Origin of the sequence: Verticiella sediminum (assembly GCF_007558815.1) — a bacterium.
Lineage (GTDB): Bacteria > Pseudomonadota > Gammaproteobacteria > Burkholderiales > Burkholderiaceae_B > Verticiella > Verticiella sediminum.
In genome coordinates this window covers 40,403-56,147 of the sequence record NZ_VLTJ01000001.1, presented here as the reverse complement: position 1 = coordinate 56,147, position 15,745 = coordinate 40,403, and the positions used below count along the sequence as shown (strand labels likewise).

The following is a 15,745-nucleotide window of genomic DNA, read 5'->3' as shown; positions in this document are numbered from 1 at the left end:
GGCTGCCGGCCCGGCCGCTCCCATGGGGCCTGGCGACGGCACGCCGGCCCGGCCGCGCGTTCTGTGGCTGACGACGGGCGAGCCCGCCGGCGTCGGCCCCGAACTGGCCGTGCGCGCCGCCTGGCGATTCGCCGCCGCGGGCCGGTCCCAGACGAACCTGGTCCTGGTCGGCGATCCTGACTTGCTCGAGATGCGCGCGCGCGAGGCCGGCTTGCTCGCCCCGCTGGCCAGTTGGCCCGGGGTATCCCTGCATCCGGTCGCCCTGGCCCAGCCGGTCCGTCCCGGACAACTGAACGTCGCCAACGCCGGCTACGTCGTCCAGACGCTGACCGCGGCGGCCGACGCCGCCGGCCAGGGCCGGGCCGACGCCATCGTCACCGCACCCGTGCACAAAGGCATCATCAACGATGCCGGCGTACCTTTCTCCGGCCACACCGAGTTCTTCCAGGAGCGCGCCGGCGTCGACAAGGTCGTCATGATGCTGGCCGGCGGCGGCCTGCGCGTTGCCCTGGCGACCACCCACCTGCCGCTGCGCGCCGTGCCCGACGCCATCACGCGCGCCAGCCTGCTGCGCGTGCTGACCATCCTCGACGAGAGCCTGTGTACGCGCTTCGGCATCGCGCGCCCGCGCATCGCCGTGTGCGGCCTCAACCCGCATGCGGGCGAAGGCGGCCACCTGGGCCGGGAGGAAATCGACGTCATCGAACCGGCCCTGGCCCAAGCGCGCGCCCGTGGCATCGACGCCACCGGCCCCATGCCGGCCGATACCTTGTTCGTCCCCGCCCACGTGGCCGGCTTCGACGCTGTGCTCGCGATGTACCACGACCAGGGCCTGCCGGTGCTCAAGCATGCGAGCTTCGGCCACGGTGTGAACGTCACCCTGGGCCTGCCCTACGTGCGCACGTCGGTCGATCACGGCACCGCGCTCGATCTGGCCGGCACGGGCAAGGCCAGCCCGGACAGCATGTTCGATGCGCTGGACCTGGCGCTGCGCATGACGGGGCCGGCGCTCCACGGGGCTTGAGGCTGCCTCGCGGCTGCCGCGAAGCCCGGCGTCCCGTCGAGTGAATGCCGGCGGCCCGCCTGGCCCGGCGCGCCGGTGGACGGCCCCGACCGCGCGCCGGCGAACGGCTACTCCGCCTTGATGTCCTGTTCGGTGATGACCTTCTGCCACATCGCGGCATCCTCCCGGATCTGCCGATCCAGTTCCTCTGGCTTGCCCGGCATCGGCTTCAGGCCCGCACTCTGGAACTTGGCCTGGATGTCCGGCATGGCCAGAACCTTGGCCAGTGCATCGTTGTAGGCCTGGACCGTGCCATCCGGCGTCCCGGCCGGCGCCAGCAGACCGTACCAGCCGTCCGTGATGAAGCCCTCGTAACCGGACTCCCGCGCCGTGGGTGCGTCGGGAAACTGCGGCAGCCTCTGGTCGCTGGTCACGGCCAGCACCTTCAGCTTGCCGGCCTTCACCAGCGGTTCGCAGAACGCAATGGTCGACAGGATGAAGTCGACATGCCCGGCCGCGACGTCGGTCTGGCCGGTGGACGGGGTTTTGTAATGCACCATCATGATGTCGACGCCCGTCTGCTGCTTCAGGCGTTCCAGCATCAGGTGCTGCGGCGTGCCCAGGCCGATGGACGCGAACGACAGCGGGCGGCCCTGCGCCTTGGCGAGCTCGATCATCTCCTTGAGGGTATTGCCCGGCACCTTCGGGTTGGCGACCAGCGCGTACGGCGTGGTGGCCACCATGCCGATGGCGCGAAAATCCTTGACGGGGTCGAAGGGCAGGGTGGGATGCAGGGCGCCGGCGATCGGGTGTACGTTGAACGTCACCAGCACGGTGTTGCCGTCGGGCGGCGCCTTCGCGACGGCCTCGGCGGCGATGTTGTACGACGCGCCGGGCTTGTTCTCCACGATCACTGTGCGCCCGAGCAAGGGGCCGATGGCTTCCCCGACGGTGCGCGCGACGTAGTCGACGCCTCCGCCGGGTGCGCTGCCGGTGACGAAGCGCGTCACCTGTTGCGCGTTGGCGGCCGCGCACAGCAGGCCGCTCAAGGCGATCGCCATGCCCCGTTTTTGCCAGTTCATGCTTGTCTCCTCCTGGTTGTTTTCGATGTGCGCGGACGACTGCCGCGTCAAGCCGCCTTCCGGCGCTCGGGCGCGAATGCGGTCACGCTCTCCGCGGCCAGCCCGGCGATCTCGTCCTGCGTGTAGCCGGCCTCGGCCAGCACTTCGGCGCTGTGCTCGCCGAGCTGTGGCGGCGGGCGGTATCCCTGGGGCGGCGTGCCGTGCCATTCGCTGGGCACGGCCATCTCGCGTAGGGTGCCGAGTTCGGGATGCTCTTCTTCGCGCATGAAGCCGATCTCGGCCAGATGGGGATCGTCGACCAGGGTCTCGAAGGTGTGGACCGGAAAGACCGGGATGTCCGCGCTCCTGAGCAGTTCCTGCCATTCGGCCGTGGTGCGCTTGACGAGTTCGGAAGCCACCAGCTCGCCCAGTTCGTCGCTGTGCTCGATGCGTGTGGTCATGTCCTTCAGGCGAGGGTCGGTCATCAGCCATTCCGGATGGCCGATCACTTCCAGGAAGGCGCGCCAGTGGTGGTCGTGGTAGATCGTGCAACTGACGAAGCCGTCCTTGGTCCGCACGGGCTGGCGCGAGCGGGCCAGGATGCGCGGATAGCCGAAGTCGCCCCGGGGCGGAACGAACTTCTGCCCGTACAGGTGATCGCCGAGGACGTACTGGGCCATGGTCTCGAACATGGGCACGTCGACCTGCTGGCCGACGCCGGTGCGTTCGCGCGCGTACAGCGCCGCGCTGATGACGCCGAAGGCATACAGCCCCATCGAGCGGTCCGCGATGTTCATGGGTACATAGCGCGGCGTGCCGTCGATGCTCGTCGCCATCGCGCTCGGCACGCCGACCGCGGCCTGTATCAGATCGTCGAACGCCGGCGAGCGGGCATATCGGCCGCGTTGCGAAAAGCCGATCATCGACACGTAGACGATGCGCGGGTTCACTTTCGCGAGGTCCTCGTACGTGAGCCGCAGCCGCGCCATGCCCGCGGGACGGACGTTGCATGTGACCACGTCCGCGTTCTCGACCAGGCGCAGCAGCGCCGCGCGCCCCGCGGGCTTCTTGAGATCGAGCACCAGGCTGCGCTTGTTGCGGTTGACGCCCAGGAAGATCGGCCCCAGCCCGGCCTCGCTGCCCGGGCCGAAATGCCGGGTTGCGTCGCCCGCCGGCGTTTCGACCTTGATGACGTCCGCGCCGAGGTCGGCGAGCATCTGCGTCGCGGACGGCCCCATCAGGACGGCCGTCAGATCGATCACGCGTACACCGGCCAGGGGGCCGCTGGTTTGCTGCATGGGGTGCTCCTCTTTGGCGGGGCCTGCGTTCTCGCGCCCGGATGGCGTTTGACAAGGCTACAAGTCCTATTAATAATTCTACTTCAGGATGGCCAGCCGTCAAGGCAATCGGCGCAGCGGATTGGCAACGCTTATCAACCAGAGGGGTTACACATGAACAACACGATCTGCGAGATGTTCGGCATCGAAGTACCCATCTTCGGGTTCTCCCACTGCCGCAACGTGGTCGCCGAGATCACCCGCGCTGGCGGCCTGGGTGCGCTGGGCACGGCCTACTACACGCCGGAACAGCTCGAGATGGAACTCAACTGGATCGATGAACGTGTGGGCGGCAAGCCCTACGGCGTCAACCTGCTGCTGCCGCAGAAGTTCGAGACCGTCGGCCAGGAAAAGCTCGACTTCGACAAGCTGCCCGAGGAGCACGTGAGGTTCGTGCGCGAGCTGCTCGACGCCGGCGGCGTTCCGCGTCTGCCGGAATCCGAGCGCGAGTCGCTGCTGCGCGAGGCCCTGGACCAACTGCACATGACGCCCGAGCACGCCGGCGAACTGCTCGACGTGGTGCTGCGGCATCCCAACGTCAAGCTGGTCGTGAGCGCGCTGGGCTCGCCGCCCAGGCACATCCTGGATCGCCTGCACGAGCACGGCATCAAGGTCGGCGCCATGACCGGCAAGGTGCAGCACGCGCTCAAGCACAAGGCCAACGGCCTGGACCTGGTCATCGCGCAGGGCACCGAGGCTGCCGGCCATACGGGCGTGGTCAGTTCCATGGTGCTCTGGCCCGAAGTCGTCGATGCGGTTGCGCCGATGCCGGTGCTCGCCGCGGGCGGCATAGGGCGCGGCCGCCAGATGGCCGCGGCGTTCGCGCTCGGGGCCAAGGGCATCTGGTGCGGCTCGATCTGGCTGGGCACCCGCGAGAGCGACCTGCCCGACGAAATGAAGGAACTGCTCTGGGCCGCCAACGCCGAGGACGCGGTGCAGACCCGCTCGCGCACCGGCAAGCCCGGACGCATGCTGCGCAGCAAGTTCACCGAAGCCTGGGTGCAGCCGGGCGCCCCCCAGCCGCTGCCGATGCCCTGGCAGAGCGTGCTGAGCACGGAGGCGCGGCTGCGTTTCGACCGGGCCGTGGCCAAGGATTTCATGACCTGCCCGGTGGGCCAGATCGTGGGGACGATGAGGCACGAGACCTCGGTACGCCAGGTCATCTACGACATTCTGGCCGAGTTCGGCGAGACCCTGGTCGACATGGCCGAACTCAGCGACGAGGTTGCCGAATGAGCCGCGGGCCGGCCGCCTCCGGCTGCGCAAGGGGCCTGCGGTGACGCCCGCCAATCGCCGGATCGCGCTCGCGGCGCGGCCGCGCGGGCTGCCCGTGCCGTCCGACTTCGCCCTGGTTGCCGAGCCGGTGCCGGTGCCCGGGGCCGGGCAGTTCCTGGTTGCGCACGAAGTGCTCGGCCTGGCGCCAGCGGCCCGTCTGCGCATGAGCGACGAGGCGGGCTCGTACGCCGCGCCGCTGCAGATCGGCGACACCGTGTACGGGCAGGCCGTGGGCCGTGTCGTCGCGTCCAGGCACCCGGATTTCCGCGAGGGCGAGTGGGTCATGACGATGGCCGGTGGCTGGCAGGACTATTCGGTCACGGACGGCACCAAGGTCTGGAAGATCGACCCCGCGCTGGCACCGCCCGCCGTCTGGCTGGGCGCGCTGGGCGTGTCCGGCATGACCGCCTGGATCGGCCTGCGCGAGATCGGCCGGCCGCGCGCGGGGGAAACCGTGGTGGTGTCCGCCGCGTCGGGCGCGGTCGGCTCGTGCGCGGCGCAGTTCGCGCAGGCCTGGGAATGCCGGGTGATCGGCATCGCGGGCGGTACCGACAAATGCCGGTACGCCGTCGACAGCCTGGGCCTGGCGGCCTGCGTCGACTACCGGGCGCCCGACTTCGCCGAGCAGTTGCGGGCCGCCTGCCCGCAGGGTGTCGACGTCTATTTCGAGAACGTGGGCGGGGCGGTGAGGGAGACCGTCTGGCCGCTGCTCAATCAGGGCGGGCGGGTGGTCGTCTGCGGCCTGATCTCCGAATACAACCGCCAGGGCGCGCCCGAGCCGGGGCCCGCGTGGTCCGACGTGCTGGCCAAGCGCCTGTGCGTGCAGGGGTTCATCCTGTCCGACCGCGTGCATCGCCAGGCCGAGTTCGTCGCCGAGGCGGGCGAACTCTACCGCCGCGGGCGCCTGCGGTTCCGGGAAGATGCGAGCTTCGGGCTGGAGCAGGCCCCGGCTGCGTTCATCGCCATGCTGCAGGGGCGCAACCTGGGCAAGTCCGTCGTCCATCTGACGGAGCCGCGCAAGACGTGAGCGGTGCCATGGGCCACCCGGATTTCCACCGGTGGCCGCTGGACGATCGGGACGCCTTCCGGGCCGCGCAGGCCCGGGCCCCCAGGGCGTCAGGCCGTCACGCGCTGCGGAACCGCGGGTGATCCAGCCAGGCCCGCGGCACCTCGACTTCATGGTCCAGGACGATCTCGGCGAAGGCCTTGCCCAGGGAGTCGCTGCGCAGCGAGGCCGTGCCGCCGCCGCCCAGCCCTTCGTGCAGCATGAAGTTGACGGCATGGATGCCGGGCACGTCGTAGCGTTCCACCCTGCCCTGGACCAGATGCGAGAGATAGCCCCGGATCGCCTCGGTCGTGGCCACGGCGCGCAGCACGGGATGGAACTCGGCGCAGCGCGCGATCAGCGCCAGGTGCGAGATGTCCGCCTTGTCGCCGCTGCGCGCGACCGCGATCGAGCGCAGCGGAACCGTGGCCAGCGGCTCGCCGCCGCGCGGTGGCGCCGGCACCTCGACCGGCGGGGCTTGCACCCAGGCCGCGGCCGGCGGCGCCCCGACGCCGACCCGCTCCTGGCCGACCGCGGCGGCGACTTCCACCTGCGCCTTGGGCACGAGAAAGGAGAACAGGCGGTACACGGGCGTGGGTTTGGGACGGCCGCCGAAGCCGGTCGTTCCCGGCGTGCCGGAGGTGCCGAACGGCGCCAGTTCGCGCGCAAAGATCTGCAGGGCCTTCTCCAGGGGGTGCCGCACGGCGATGCGCAGGACCACTTCGCGGGTCAGGTGCTGGCGCGCGTGCGGGCCGAAGGTGGCGCTTTCCGTGCCCAGCACCTCGATGCAGGTTTCCGAATAGTCGCCCAGGTCTTTCGCACGCATCAGCGCGCGCGTGCGGTTCAGGAAGGCCTCGCCGATCAGCCGCGCCTTGTCGGCCGCGCCGCGTCCCACCATGGTCAGGGTGGCGGTGGCGCGAAAGCCGTCCAGGTAGGTGGCGCTCACTTTGTAGGTATCGGTGGGCGGACGGCCGCGCACGCCGGTGAGCCGCACGCTGTCGGGGCCGGTCTGCTCCAGGCGCACCGAACGCAGGTCCGCCGTCACGTCCGGCAGCAGGTAGTTGCCGGGATCGCCCACTTCGTAGAGCATCTGCTCGGCCACGACCAGCGGGGTGATGAGGCCGCCCGTGCCTGCCGGCTTGGTCAGGACGAAGCTGCCGTCCGGCCGGCATTCGGCGATCGGAAAGCCCACTTCCTCGCGGCCGGGCACGTCCTCCCAGTCGGTGTAGAGGCCGCCCGTGGTCTGCGTGCCGCACTCCAGGATGTGGCCCACGAGGCTGCCGGCGGCGAGCCGGTCGTAGTCGGTCGGCGTCCAGCCGAACTCGTGGATCAGCGGCGCAAGCGCGAGCGCGCTGTCGGCGCAGCGGCCGGTGATGACCACGTCGGCGCCCATGTCCAGCGCCGCGGCGATCGGAAAGGCGCCCAGGTAGGCATTCATGCTGGTCACCTGTTCCGGCAGCGGCTGGCCGGTGAACATCTCCACCGTGCCGGCCGCGCGCAGGGTCGCGATGCGCGGCATCAGGTCGTCGCCCTCGACCACGCCTATCTTCACCGGCACGTCCAGCTTGGCCGCCAGCTCGCGCAGCGCGGCCGCGCAGCCCGCCGGATTCATGCCGCCCGCGTTCACGACGATCCGGATCTTGCGGCGCAGCACTTCCTGCAGGACGGGACGCAGCGACAGCGCGACGAAATCGGTCGCGTAGCCTGCCGAAGGGTCGCGGTCCTTCTGCTTGGCGAGGATCGCCAGGGTCAGCTCGGCGAGATAGTCCGAGATGATGTAGTCGACGTCGGCGCGCGTGACGAGCTGCTCCAGCGCCGCCACGTTGTCGCCCCAGAAGCCGCCGGCCCCGCCGATGCGTATGCTCTGTTTCATGTCTCCTCCGGAAAGCGTTGCGGCCTCAGACGGCCCAGCTCGGCTTGCGTTTCTGGTTGAAGGCCTCCAGGCCTTCGCGTGCGTCGTCCGTCAGGATCATCGGGCCGACTTGCGTCTCCGCGAACGCGATCATCTCGTCGAACGACATGGATTCCATGGCGCGCAGGGCGTAGCGGCCACGCCGCAGGGCCGCGGGCGAGGCCCGGCGGATGTCGGCCAGCACCGCGTCCACCGCCTGGTCCAGCTCGGCGGCCGGCACCACCCGGTTCACGAGCCCGAGCGCCTGCGCCTCGGCCGCCGCCATGAAGCGGCCCGTGTAGCTGAGGTCGGCCAGCACGCGCCGCGGCATCATGTCGCGCAGCACGGCCACCACCTGCATGGGAAAGAGCCCGATCTTCACTTCGGACAGCGCGAAGCGCGCATGCTCGGCGGCGATCGCGATGTCGCACACCCCCAGCAGCCCCATGCCGCCCGCCATGCAGTCGCCGTTGATGCGGCCGATGATGGGCAGGGCACTGTTCTTGCCGGCCCGCAGGAACTCGGCGAACGGCGTGTGCATGCGCGAGAAGTCCGGCTTGAAGGGGGTATCGCCCGGCGTCAGGTCCGCGCCGGCGCAGAAGGCCTTGTCCGCCGCGCCCGTGAGCAGGATGGCGCGCAGCTCGGGCTGGCTGGAGGCGGCCGTGATCATCTCGCCCAGCCGCTGCATCTGCGGGTTGGTGAGCGCGTTGCGCCGGTGGGGGCGGTTCAGGGTGATGACGGCGATGCCGTCCTTCGCCTCGAACAGGATGTCGTTGTCAGTCTGCACCTTCGGGGATTCCTGGGAAGAGAGGTTAAAGCGGGCGGGACGTGGAGATCAGGCGTCCGAGCGCGGCATGGAAAGCGTATGGTAGTCCTCTAGGACTGTCAATAGTACAACTCGGTGCGAGCCTGAGCTGGTGCGGGCCTGAACGCATGCCATGCCGATCCGGTCGAACGGGCAGCGACGGCAGGCGTCCCCCGCCCGCCCTGGCGCTGCGGCTAGTGGGTGCGGCGGCGTGCGGTGGGTTGCGCCGACGAACGGGCCGTGCGCCGCGCGGCCCGCCCGGATGCCGCCGGCCGGTCGCTGTCGTACAGCAGGTCCGTTATGTCGCGATCGACCGCAAAGCGGTCGGCCCTGTACAGCAGGTGTCCTGTATAGAGAATCTTGTCGTCCGCGTCGAGAAAGACGCGAACGATGCGGGCAGCGGGGCTGCCGATCGGCACCTGCAAGTGCGTGGCATCCTCGTAGTTCAGCGCGGTCACGGTGATCCGCTCCTTCCAGCAGGCTATCGGCGTCTGGGCATGGTCGCGCACCAGCCGCACCAGCTTCGCCTTCTTCTCGCCATTGGCCGGAATGCGCCGGTAGACCGGCAGGGCCACGTAGTTGTCGGAAATGACGTAGGGGATGCCGTTCTCGCTGTCGACCTTGCGGATGCGCACGTAGCGGCCGTGAGGCTCGCCCAGGAAGGCCAGATGCGCGGGGAGTTCATCGAACTCCTGCTTGGACAGAACGTTGATGGCGTAGTTGGCGGTTTCCTTGTCGACCGAACCCGTATAGGAAAAGATGGGGTTGGCGTCGTCGCTCGTCGGCGGCTGCCAGGTGACGTAGGTGCGGCGCCCCCGCTGGCTGGAAAGCAGGCCCTCGTCGGCCAGCATCTGCACCGCCTGGCGCACCGTCACGCGGGCGACGGCGAATTCCCTGACCATCTGATCCAGCGTGGGGATCTCGTCGCCGGACTTCCAGACACCGCTCATGATCCGATCGCGCATGATGCTGGCCAGTTGGGCGTAGAGGGTAACGGGCCCATGGTGAAGGGCGATCTGGTTCATGGCGGGTGTCGCGTTGGGCTCTAGTCGAGAACTTGGACTAATAATGCTCTTATGATACAAGAATCGCCCGTCGCCCCCGAACGGCGGCCCTGGAGGAGTCCGGCATGTCGTCCTTTCAACATCTCGCACCGGAGCTGCGCCTGCATGCCGGCCCCGACAGTCTGCAGGCGCTGGTGCGCGAGCTCGATCGCAACGGCTGCCGACGCGCTGCGGTCATCGGCAGCGCATCGGCCGCGCGCCCGGGCGGCGGCTTCGACTTGCTGCGCCCCGTGCTCGGCGAGCGGCTGTGCGGCGTGTTTGCGCAGACCCGGGCGCACAGCCCGGTGGACGCGGTCCAGGAAGCCGTGGACTTCCTCGCGGCCAGCCGTGCCGACGCGGTGGTGGCGCTGGGCGGAGGCTCGGTGATCGTCACCGCGCGCGCCGCCTCCATCCTGCTGGCCGAGGGACAGCCCGCGCACGCGTTGTGCAGCCGGCGCGAGGCCGACGGCCGATGGACGAGCCCTCGGCTGCAGGCGCCCAAGCTGCCGCAGTTCGTGCTGCCCACGACGCCGACCACGGCGTGCGTGAAGGCCGGCAGCGCGCTGCACGATCCCGCCTCGGGGCGCCGGCTGGCATTGTTCGATCCCAAGACGCGTGCGCGCGCCATCTTTCTGCACCCGGCGCTGTTGCGCGGCGCACAGGCCGACGTGGTGCGCGCCGCGGCCCTGAACTGCCTTGCCATGGCGGTGGAGGGCCTGGAGTCGTCCCGCGCCGATCCGTTGTCCGATGCCTCGCTCATGCATGCGGTGCGCCTGCTCGACGAACACCTGCCGGCCCGGCTCGACGGCGACGGCCAGGATGCGCACCGCGAGGCCCTGATGCTGGCCGCGGTGCTATGCGGGCGCGGTACCGACATTGCCGGCGGCGGCCTGGCCTCTGCCCTGGGCCATGCCATCGGCCCGCGCAGCCATGTGCCGAACGGTGTGGTCAATGCCATCGTTCTGCCCCACACCATGGCGTACAACGCACCGGCGAGCGGCGCGCGCCTGGCCAAGGTGGCCGCAGCCCTGGGCGAGCGGCCGCGGCAAGGGGGGGACGCCGCGACGCTTGCCGTCGGACGGCTGCGGCAGTTGCTGGATCGGCTGCCGATCGCCCGTACGCTGCGCGAGGTCGGCCTGGCGCGCGAACAGGTGCCGGCGGTCGCCACGGCCGCCATGCAGGACTGGTTCCTCCAGTACAACCCGAGGCCGATCGATTCCGCGGCGCAAGTGCAGACGGTGATCGAGGCTGCCTGGGGCGAGTGAAGCCCCGCGCTGGCAAGGGCAGGGGCGGTGATGGGCACGGCTCGTAAGCGAACCTGACGCAACGCTTGCCATGACGGCGCACGCCCTCTAGAATGGTCTTACCAAATAGGTAAGACCATTAACGGCGTGCCGGGACCCGTTCGCGACAGCAGCGCGGCGCGCCACTCCGGAGAGAGTGAGGATGAATGTCGATACGTCCGTTCTGATCGTCGGCGGCGGCCCGGTGGGGCTGGCGCTGGCCGGCGATCTCGGCTGGCGGGGCGTGGACTGCATGCTGATCGAGCGTACCGATGGCACGGTCGCCCAGCCCAAGATGGACATGGTCGGGATCCGCAGCATGGAGTTCTGCCGGCGCTGGGGCATCGTGCCGTGGGTGCACGAGGCCGGCTACAACCGGGACTACCCGCAGGACTGCGCCTGGGTCACCGATCTCAACGGCTACGAATTCGGCCGCGAGCCGTTTCCGCCGCCCAGCCAGGAGCGCTGCCCGCCGCAGAGCCCGCAGAAGCGCGAGCGCTGTCCGCAGAATTTCTTCGATCCGGTGCTGCGGCGGTTCGCCGCCGGCTTTCCCCAGGTGCAGCTACGCTACCAGCGCGAGCTGGTCGGCTTTCGCGACGAGGGCGAGCGCGTGGTCGCCACCGTGCACAACGTGGGCGACGGAACGCAGAGCACGATCACCGCGCGCTATCTGGTCGGCTGCGACGGCGGCGCGAGCGTGGTGCGCCAGGCGCTGGGCATCGCCATGCAGGGCGATGCCGTGCTCACCTACACCACCAACATCATCTTCCGCTGCGCGGGGTTGGAGCGCCTGCACGACAAGGCGCCCGCGTACCGCTACATCTTCATCGGCCCGGAGGGCACCTGGGCCACGCTGGTCGCCATCGACGGGCGCGACCAGTGGCGCTTCTCGCTGGTCGGCGACGAGCAGCGCCGCACCCTCACCGAGGAGGAGGCGCGCCGCGCCATCGTGCGCGCGGTAGGACGCGAGTTCGACTTCGAGATCCTTTCCATGCTGCCATGGGTGCGGCGCCAGCTCGTGGCCGAAAGCTATGGCCGCGGCAACGTGTTCATCGCCGGTGACGCTGCCCACCTGACCTCGCCCACGGGCGGCTTCGGGATGAATACCGGCATCCTCGACGCGGTCAACCTGTCCTGGAAGCTGGCGGCCTGCGTGCAGGGTTGGGGCGGCGCGCAGTTGCCCGCCACCTACGACATCGAGCAGCGTCCGGTGGCGGTGCGCAACGTGGGCGAGGCGGGCGAGAACCTGCGCCGCATGCTCTCGCCGCGCATCCTGCGGCCGGACCCGATCATGTTCGAGGGCAGTGGCCCCGAAGCCGAGGCCGCGCGCCGGGAGTACGGCGCCCGCTATACCGAGATGATGCGGCGCGAGTGGTATTCCATCGGCGTGCACCTGGGCTACGTCTATGAAGGCTCGCCCATCGTCGTGCCTGACGGCACGCCGCGCCCGCCCGACGAAGTTTCCACCTATACCCCCACCGCCCGGCCCGGCTCGCGCGCGCCGCACGTCTGGCTGGGCGAGGGCGATTCCATCCTCGACCGTTACGGCCGCGGCTTCGTGCTGCTGCGTTTCGGCGCCAGCCCGCCGGACGCGGGCCCGCTCGTGCAGGCCGCCGCCGGCGTCGGCATGCCGCTGGAGGTGATCGACATCGATCATGCCGAGGCGGCCGCCTTGTACGAAAAGCGCCTGGTACTGGTGCGGCCCGACGGGCAGGTCGCCTGGCGCGACGACGCCTTGCCAAGGAATTGCGCGGCGCTGATCGACACCGTACGCGGTGTGGCTGCGTCCGTGCCACAGGAGGTGAACTGAATGAAACGCCCCCCACGCTCACCACGTTCGCTGCACGGAGACTGAAATGGGACACGACACTGCCATGTCCGACGCCGCGGCCCGCCAGGCGCTCAAGCAGGATCTGGCGCGCTACCACTGCCGGGTGCACCAGCCCGACGACCCACCGCTGTTCACGCGCGAGCCATCGTCGGCCACGCAGACGGTGCATTGGCGCTGGCGCGATCTCGAGCCGCTGCTCGAGCGCCTGGGCCGCGAGATCGCGCTCGGCTCGGCCGGCATGCGGCGCACGCTGCGCCTGCAGAATCCGGGGCTGCCCTACGGCACCACCCACACCTTCTGGGCCTCGATCCAGGTGATCCTGCCCGGCGAGGTCGCCGAGGCGCATCGCCATACCGCCAGCGCCTTTCGCTTCATCATGAAGGGCGGGGGTGCCACCACCACGGTGGACGGCGAATGCTATCCCATGCACGAGGGCGACCTGGTCCTCACGCCGGCCATGACCTGGCACGACCACGTGCACAAGGGCAGCGAGCCCATGATCTGGCTCGACGTGCTCGACATCTCGCTGATGCGCGCCGTGCACGGCACATTCTTCGAAGGCTATCCCGACAGGATGCAGCCGGTAGCCGAGGTGCCCGACCGCTCGTTCCGCGAGTTCGGCAGCGGGCTGATGCGTCCGGTGGACCCGGGCGAGCGCGATGGCCCGAATCCCTTGCTGGCCTACCCGGCCGACATGGCCATGGCGGCGCTGGAGCGCGCGGCCGCATTGCCGGCCGACCCCTACGACGATGTCGTGCTCGAGTACCAGAACCCGCGCAACGGCGGGCCGGCCATGCGCACCATGGGGATGCGCCTGCAGAAGCTGCGCGCCGGCGCGCGCACCCAGGCGCGCCGCCACACCGGCAGCAAGCTGTACTACATCGTGCGCGGCCACGGCAGCACCATCGTCGACGGCCGCCGCTACGACTGGGCGCCGGGCGACTTCCTCACCGTGCAGCCCTGGGCCTGGCACGAGCACCACAACGACACGGGCGAGGATGCCGTGCTGTTCCAGGTCAACGACATTCCCGCCATGCAGGCCCTGGGCTACTACCGCGAGCAGGCGCTGGGCGGGCACCAAACCATCGAAGAGCAAACATGAAGATCGCTGTCTACGACGACTATCGCATCGGCCTGGTGCAGGGCGACACGGTGCGCGACGCCACCGCGGCGCTGCCCGCATTCCTGGACGCCCTGCCCGCGCAGCGCATGAACTGGCTGATCGCCCATTGGGCCGATACCGCCCAGGCCTTGCAGCAGGCGGCCGAGAGCGCAGCCGCGATCCCCTTGTCCCAGGTGACGCTGCTGCCGCCCAACCCGGCTCCCCGCCACGTCTTCGCGGCGCCGGCGAACTATCGCAAGCACATCGGCGAGCTGGGCTCGCGCGCGGTCACCCAGGGCGGCCGCAGCGCCCGCGAGCAGGGCTTCTTCCTGAAGGCCCCCGGCTCGCTGGTGGGCGCCGGCGGCGCGATCGAACTGCCGCGCGGTTCGGCGCGCCGGTTCGATCACGAATCCGAACTCGCCGTGATCATCGGCAAGCCGGCGCGCGACGTGCCGCGCGAAGAGGCCATGGACTATGTGTTCGGCTATGCCTGCCTGATCGACGCCACCATGCGCATCGAGAAGGGCGTGGCCGAGGAAGAGCGCTCCATGCGCAAGTCCTTCGCCGGCTTCACGCCGCTGGGCCCCTGGCTGGTGACGGCCGACGAGGTGCCCGAGCCGCAGGCCCTGGCGAACCGGCTCTGGGTCAACGGCGAGCTGCGCCAGTCCGCCAACACGGCCGAGATGATCGTCGGCATCGCCGAGTTGATCGAGCTGGTGTCCTCGGTGCTGCCGCTGCAGCCGGGCGACGTGATCGCGACCGGCACGCCCGAAGGCGTCGGGCCGTTCGCCCCGGGCGACCGCGTGCGCATCGCCATCGAAGGCGTCGGCGACATGACGCTGGACGTGCGCGAGCGCGCGGTGCGGGCGCCCAGGCCGTATTGACCACGGGTCCAAACGCAAGCCTGGTCCACCTCGCGGCCTGCATGCCGCTCGGATTCGCCAGGCGAAAGCGTCGCACTCACAAGCGGGCATGGCCCTGCGCGGCCAGGCCCGCCTGAAACGTTGGAGGAGGAGAAGACCATGAAATCCCTGTTGCACACCGCGGCTCTGGCCGCCGCCCTGCTCTGCGCCGGCACGGCCCAGGCCGCCGACACCGCGGCCTATCCGGCGCGCCCCATCAGCGTCATCGTGCCGTTCGATCCGGGCGGCGGCATCGATGTCCTCGTGCGCGCGGTGGGCGCCGAGCTGGCACAGCGCTGGGGCCAGCCCTTCGTCGTGGAGAACCGGCCCGGCGCCGGCTCCTTGATCGGCGCGTCCGCCGTGGCGCGCGCGCGGCCCGACGGCTACACGCTGCTTGCCACCGTGAACCAGACCATGGTGGGCAACCGCTACCTGTTCAAGAACCTGCCCTACGATCCGGACAAGGACTTCGTGCCGATCACCATGATGGTGCGGGCCGACCAACTGGTCGTCGCCAACGCGGGCCTGCCCGCCGACACGCTCGAGGACGCCCTGCAACTGGCGCGCGACAAGCCGGGTTCGTTGAGCTTCGGCTCGTTCGGCAACGGCAGTCAGCCGCACCTGCTGTTCGAAACCATCAACGAGCGCGAGAAGCTCGACCTGCTGCACATCCCGTACAAGGGCATCACGCCGAACCTCACGGCGCTCGCCGCCGGCGAGGTCAACCTGGGCAGCGGCAGCGTCGCGGTGGTCCAGCCGCTGATCGACGCGGGCAAGATCAAGCCGCTGGCCGTTGCGGGCGACGAGCGCGTGGCGCAGTTCCCCGACGTGTCCACCACGACCGAGCAGGGCCTGCCGTATGTGAAGACCTCGATCTGGTATGCGCTGTTCGCGCCCGCCGGCACGCCGCCCGAGATCGTCGACAAGCTGCGCAACGGCATCAAGGAAGTCCTGGACGATCCCGATTTCGCGGAGAAGCACGCCACTTCCAAGGGACTGGCCGTGGTGGTCGGCGACGGCGAGCAGTTGCGCGCGACGATCGCGGCCGACAATGCCAGCACGGCCGAGATGGTCAAGGCGGCCGGCGTCACGCCGGAGTGATGCCCGCCATCGCTGGTCTAATACGGCTTTATCCCCAAGCCCGGCCGGCCTCGCCGGCGGGCTGCA

13 protein-coding genes are annotated in these 15,745 nt (G+C 69.9%); 8 read left to right on the top strand and 5 right to left on the bottom strand.

The window, feature by feature from the left end; translation table 11 throughout:
* Nucleotides 1–22: 22 nt before the first annotated feature.
* The gene (pdxA, locus tag FOZ76_RS00275) at nucleotides 23–1,024 is read left to right on the top strand and encodes a 4-hydroxythreonine-4-phosphate dehydrogenase PdxA (protein WP_143946191.1); all 1,002 of its coding nucleotides are present in this window, start codon (nucleotides 23–25) and stop codon (nucleotides 1,022–1,024) included.
* Between the two features lie 107 nt (nucleotides 1,025–1,131).
* On the opposite strand, the gene FOZ76_RS00270 is transcribed toward pdxA, so the two are convergent.
* Together FOZ76_RS00270 and FOZ76_RS00265 are read right to left on the bottom strand one after the other, a co-directional pair.
* Nucleotides 1,132–2,085: a Bug family tripartite tricarboxylate transporter substrate binding protein gene (locus tag FOZ76_RS00270; protein ID WP_143946114.1), complete on the bottom strand. Its 954-nt coding sequence runs from the start codon at nucleotides 2,083–2,085 to the stop codon at nucleotides 1,132–1,134.
* A 47-nt stretch (nucleotides 2,086–2,132) separates the two neighbouring features.
* Nucleotides 2,133–3,362 (bottom strand): CaiB/BaiF CoA transferase family protein, encoded by a 1,230-nt coding sequence (locus FOZ76_RS00265; protein WP_143946113.1) that lies wholly within the window; start codon nucleotides 3,360–3,362, stop codon nucleotides 2,133–2,135.
* 153 nt (nucleotides 3,363–3,515) lie between these two features.
* Here FOZ76_RS00265 and FOZ76_RS00260 point away from each other — a divergent pair, with 153 nt between their 5' ends.
* Together FOZ76_RS00260 and FOZ76_RS00255 are read left to right on the top strand one after the other, a co-directional pair.
* On the top strand, nucleotides 3,516–4,637 hold the full coding sequence (locus FOZ76_RS00260; protein WP_143946112.1) for an NAD(P)H-dependent flavin oxidoreductase: 1,122 nt from the start codon (nucleotides 3,516–3,518) through the stop codon (nucleotides 4,635–4,637).
* A gap of 40 nt (nucleotides 4,638–4,677) precedes the next feature.
* Nucleotides 4,678–5,703, top strand: a complete 1,026-nt coding sequence (locus FOZ76_RS00255) for an NADP-dependent oxidoreductase (RefSeq protein WP_143946111.1) — start codon at nucleotides 4,678–4,680, stop codon at nucleotides 5,701–5,703.
* Nucleotides 5,704–5,800: 97 nt separating this feature from the next.
* Here FOZ76_RS00255 and FOZ76_RS00250 read toward each other — a convergent pair whose 3' ends face one another.
* The 3 genes from FOZ76_RS00250 to FOZ76_RS00240 form a co-directional block, all read right to left on the bottom strand.
* Nucleotides 5,801–7,594 (bottom strand): acyclic terpene utilization AtuA family protein, encoded by a 1,794-nt coding sequence (locus FOZ76_RS00250; protein ID WP_143946110.1) that lies wholly within the window; start codon nucleotides 7,592–7,594, stop codon nucleotides 5,801–5,803.
* Nucleotides 7,595–7,619: 25 nt separating this feature from the next.
* On the bottom strand, nucleotides 7,620–8,399 hold the full coding sequence (locus FOZ76_RS00245) for an enoyl-CoA hydratase-related protein (protein WP_246129223.1): 780 nt from the start codon (nucleotides 8,397–8,399) through the stop codon (nucleotides 7,620–7,622).
* A gap of 212 nt (nucleotides 8,400–8,611) precedes the next feature.
* On the bottom strand, nucleotides 8,612–9,442 hold the full coding sequence (locus FOZ76_RS00240) for a GntR family transcriptional regulator (protein ID WP_143946109.1): 831 nt from the start codon (nucleotides 9,440–9,442) through the stop codon (nucleotides 8,612–8,614).
* Between the two features lie 104 nt (nucleotides 9,443–9,546).
* On the opposite strand from FOZ76_RS00240, the gene FOZ76_RS00235 reads away from it, so the two are divergent.
* The 5 genes from FOZ76_RS00235 (at nucleotide 9,547) to FOZ76_RS00215 (ending at nucleotide 15,679) form a co-directional block, all read left to right on the top strand.
* On the top strand, nucleotides 9,547–10,725 hold the full coding sequence (locus tag FOZ76_RS00235; protein WP_143946108.1) for an iron-containing alcohol dehydrogenase family protein: 1,179 nt from the start codon (nucleotides 9,547–9,549) through the stop codon (nucleotides 10,723–10,725).
* Between the two features lie 181 nt (nucleotides 10,726–10,906).
* Nucleotides 10,907–12,553 carry an FAD-dependent oxidoreductase gene (locus FOZ76_RS00230; protein ID WP_143946107.1) on the top strand — a complete coding sequence of 549 codons (1,647 nt, stop codon included), beginning with the start codon at nucleotides 10,907–10,909 and terminating at the stop codon, nucleotides 12,551–12,553.
* 46 nt (nucleotides 12,554–12,599) lie between these two features.
* Nucleotides 12,600–13,676: a cupin domain-containing protein gene (locus FOZ76_RS00225; RefSeq protein WP_143946106.1), complete on the top strand. Its 1,077-nt coding sequence runs from the start codon at nucleotides 12,600–12,602 to the stop codon at nucleotides 13,674–13,676.
* Nucleotides 13,673–14,560, top strand: a complete 888-nt coding sequence (locus FOZ76_RS00220) for a fumarylacetoacetate hydrolase family protein (RefSeq protein ID WP_143946105.1) — start codon at nucleotides 13,673–13,675, stop codon at nucleotides 14,558–14,560. The genes FOZ76_RS00225 and FOZ76_RS00220 overlap by 4 nt, the downstream gene beginning before the upstream one ends.
* 138 nt (nucleotides 14,561–14,698) lie before the next feature.
* On the top strand, nucleotides 14,699–15,679 hold the full coding sequence (locus FOZ76_RS00215) for a Bug family tripartite tricarboxylate transporter substrate binding protein (RefSeq protein WP_143946104.1): 981 nt from the start codon (nucleotides 14,699–14,701) through the stop codon (nucleotides 15,677–15,679).
* Nucleotides 15,680–15,745: the final 66 nt, after the last annotated feature.

Coding starts and splice junctions, on each gene's coding strand:
- FOZ76_RS00270 (WP_143946114.1), bottom strand. CDS start 2,085: ATGAACTGGCAAAAACGGGGCATGGCGATCGCCTTGAGCGGCCTGCTG.
- FOZ76_RS00250 (WP_143946110.1), bottom strand. CDS start 7,594: ATGAAACAGAGCATACGCATCGGCGGGGCCGGCGGCTTCTGGGGCGAC.
- FOZ76_RS00260 (WP_143946112.1), top strand. CDS start 3,516: ATGAACAACACGATCTGCGAGATGTTCGGCATCGAAGTACCCATCTTC.
- FOZ76_RS00240 (WP_143946109.1), bottom strand. CDS start 9,442: ATGAACCAGATCGCCCTTCACCATGGGCCCGTTACCCTCTACGCCCAA.
- FOZ76_RS00235 (WP_143946108.1), top strand. CDS start 9,547: ATGTCGTCCTTTCAACATCTCGCACCGGAGCTGCGCCTGCATGCCGGC.
- pdxA (WP_143946191.1), top strand. CDS start 23: ATGGGGCCTGGCGACGGCACGCCGGCCCGGCCGCGCGTTCTGTGGCTG.
- FOZ76_RS00225 (WP_143946106.1), top strand. CDS start 12,600: ATGGGACACGACACTGCCATGTCCGACGCCGCGGCCCGCCAGGCGCTC.
- FOZ76_RS00220 (WP_143946105.1), top strand. CDS start 13,673: ATGAAGATCGCTGTCTACGACGACTATCGCATCGGCCTGGTGCAGGGC.
- FOZ76_RS00265 (WP_143946113.1), bottom strand. CDS start 3,362: ATGCAGCAAACCAGCGGCCCCCTGGCCGGTGTACGCGTGATCGATCTG.
- FOZ76_RS00215 (WP_143946104.1), top strand. CDS start 14,699: ATGAAATCCCTGTTGCACACCGCGGCTCTGGCCGCCGCCCTGCTCTGC.
- FOZ76_RS00230 (WP_143946107.1), top strand. CDS start 10,907: ATGAATGTCGATACGTCCGTTCTGATCGTCGGCGGCGGCCCGGTGGGG.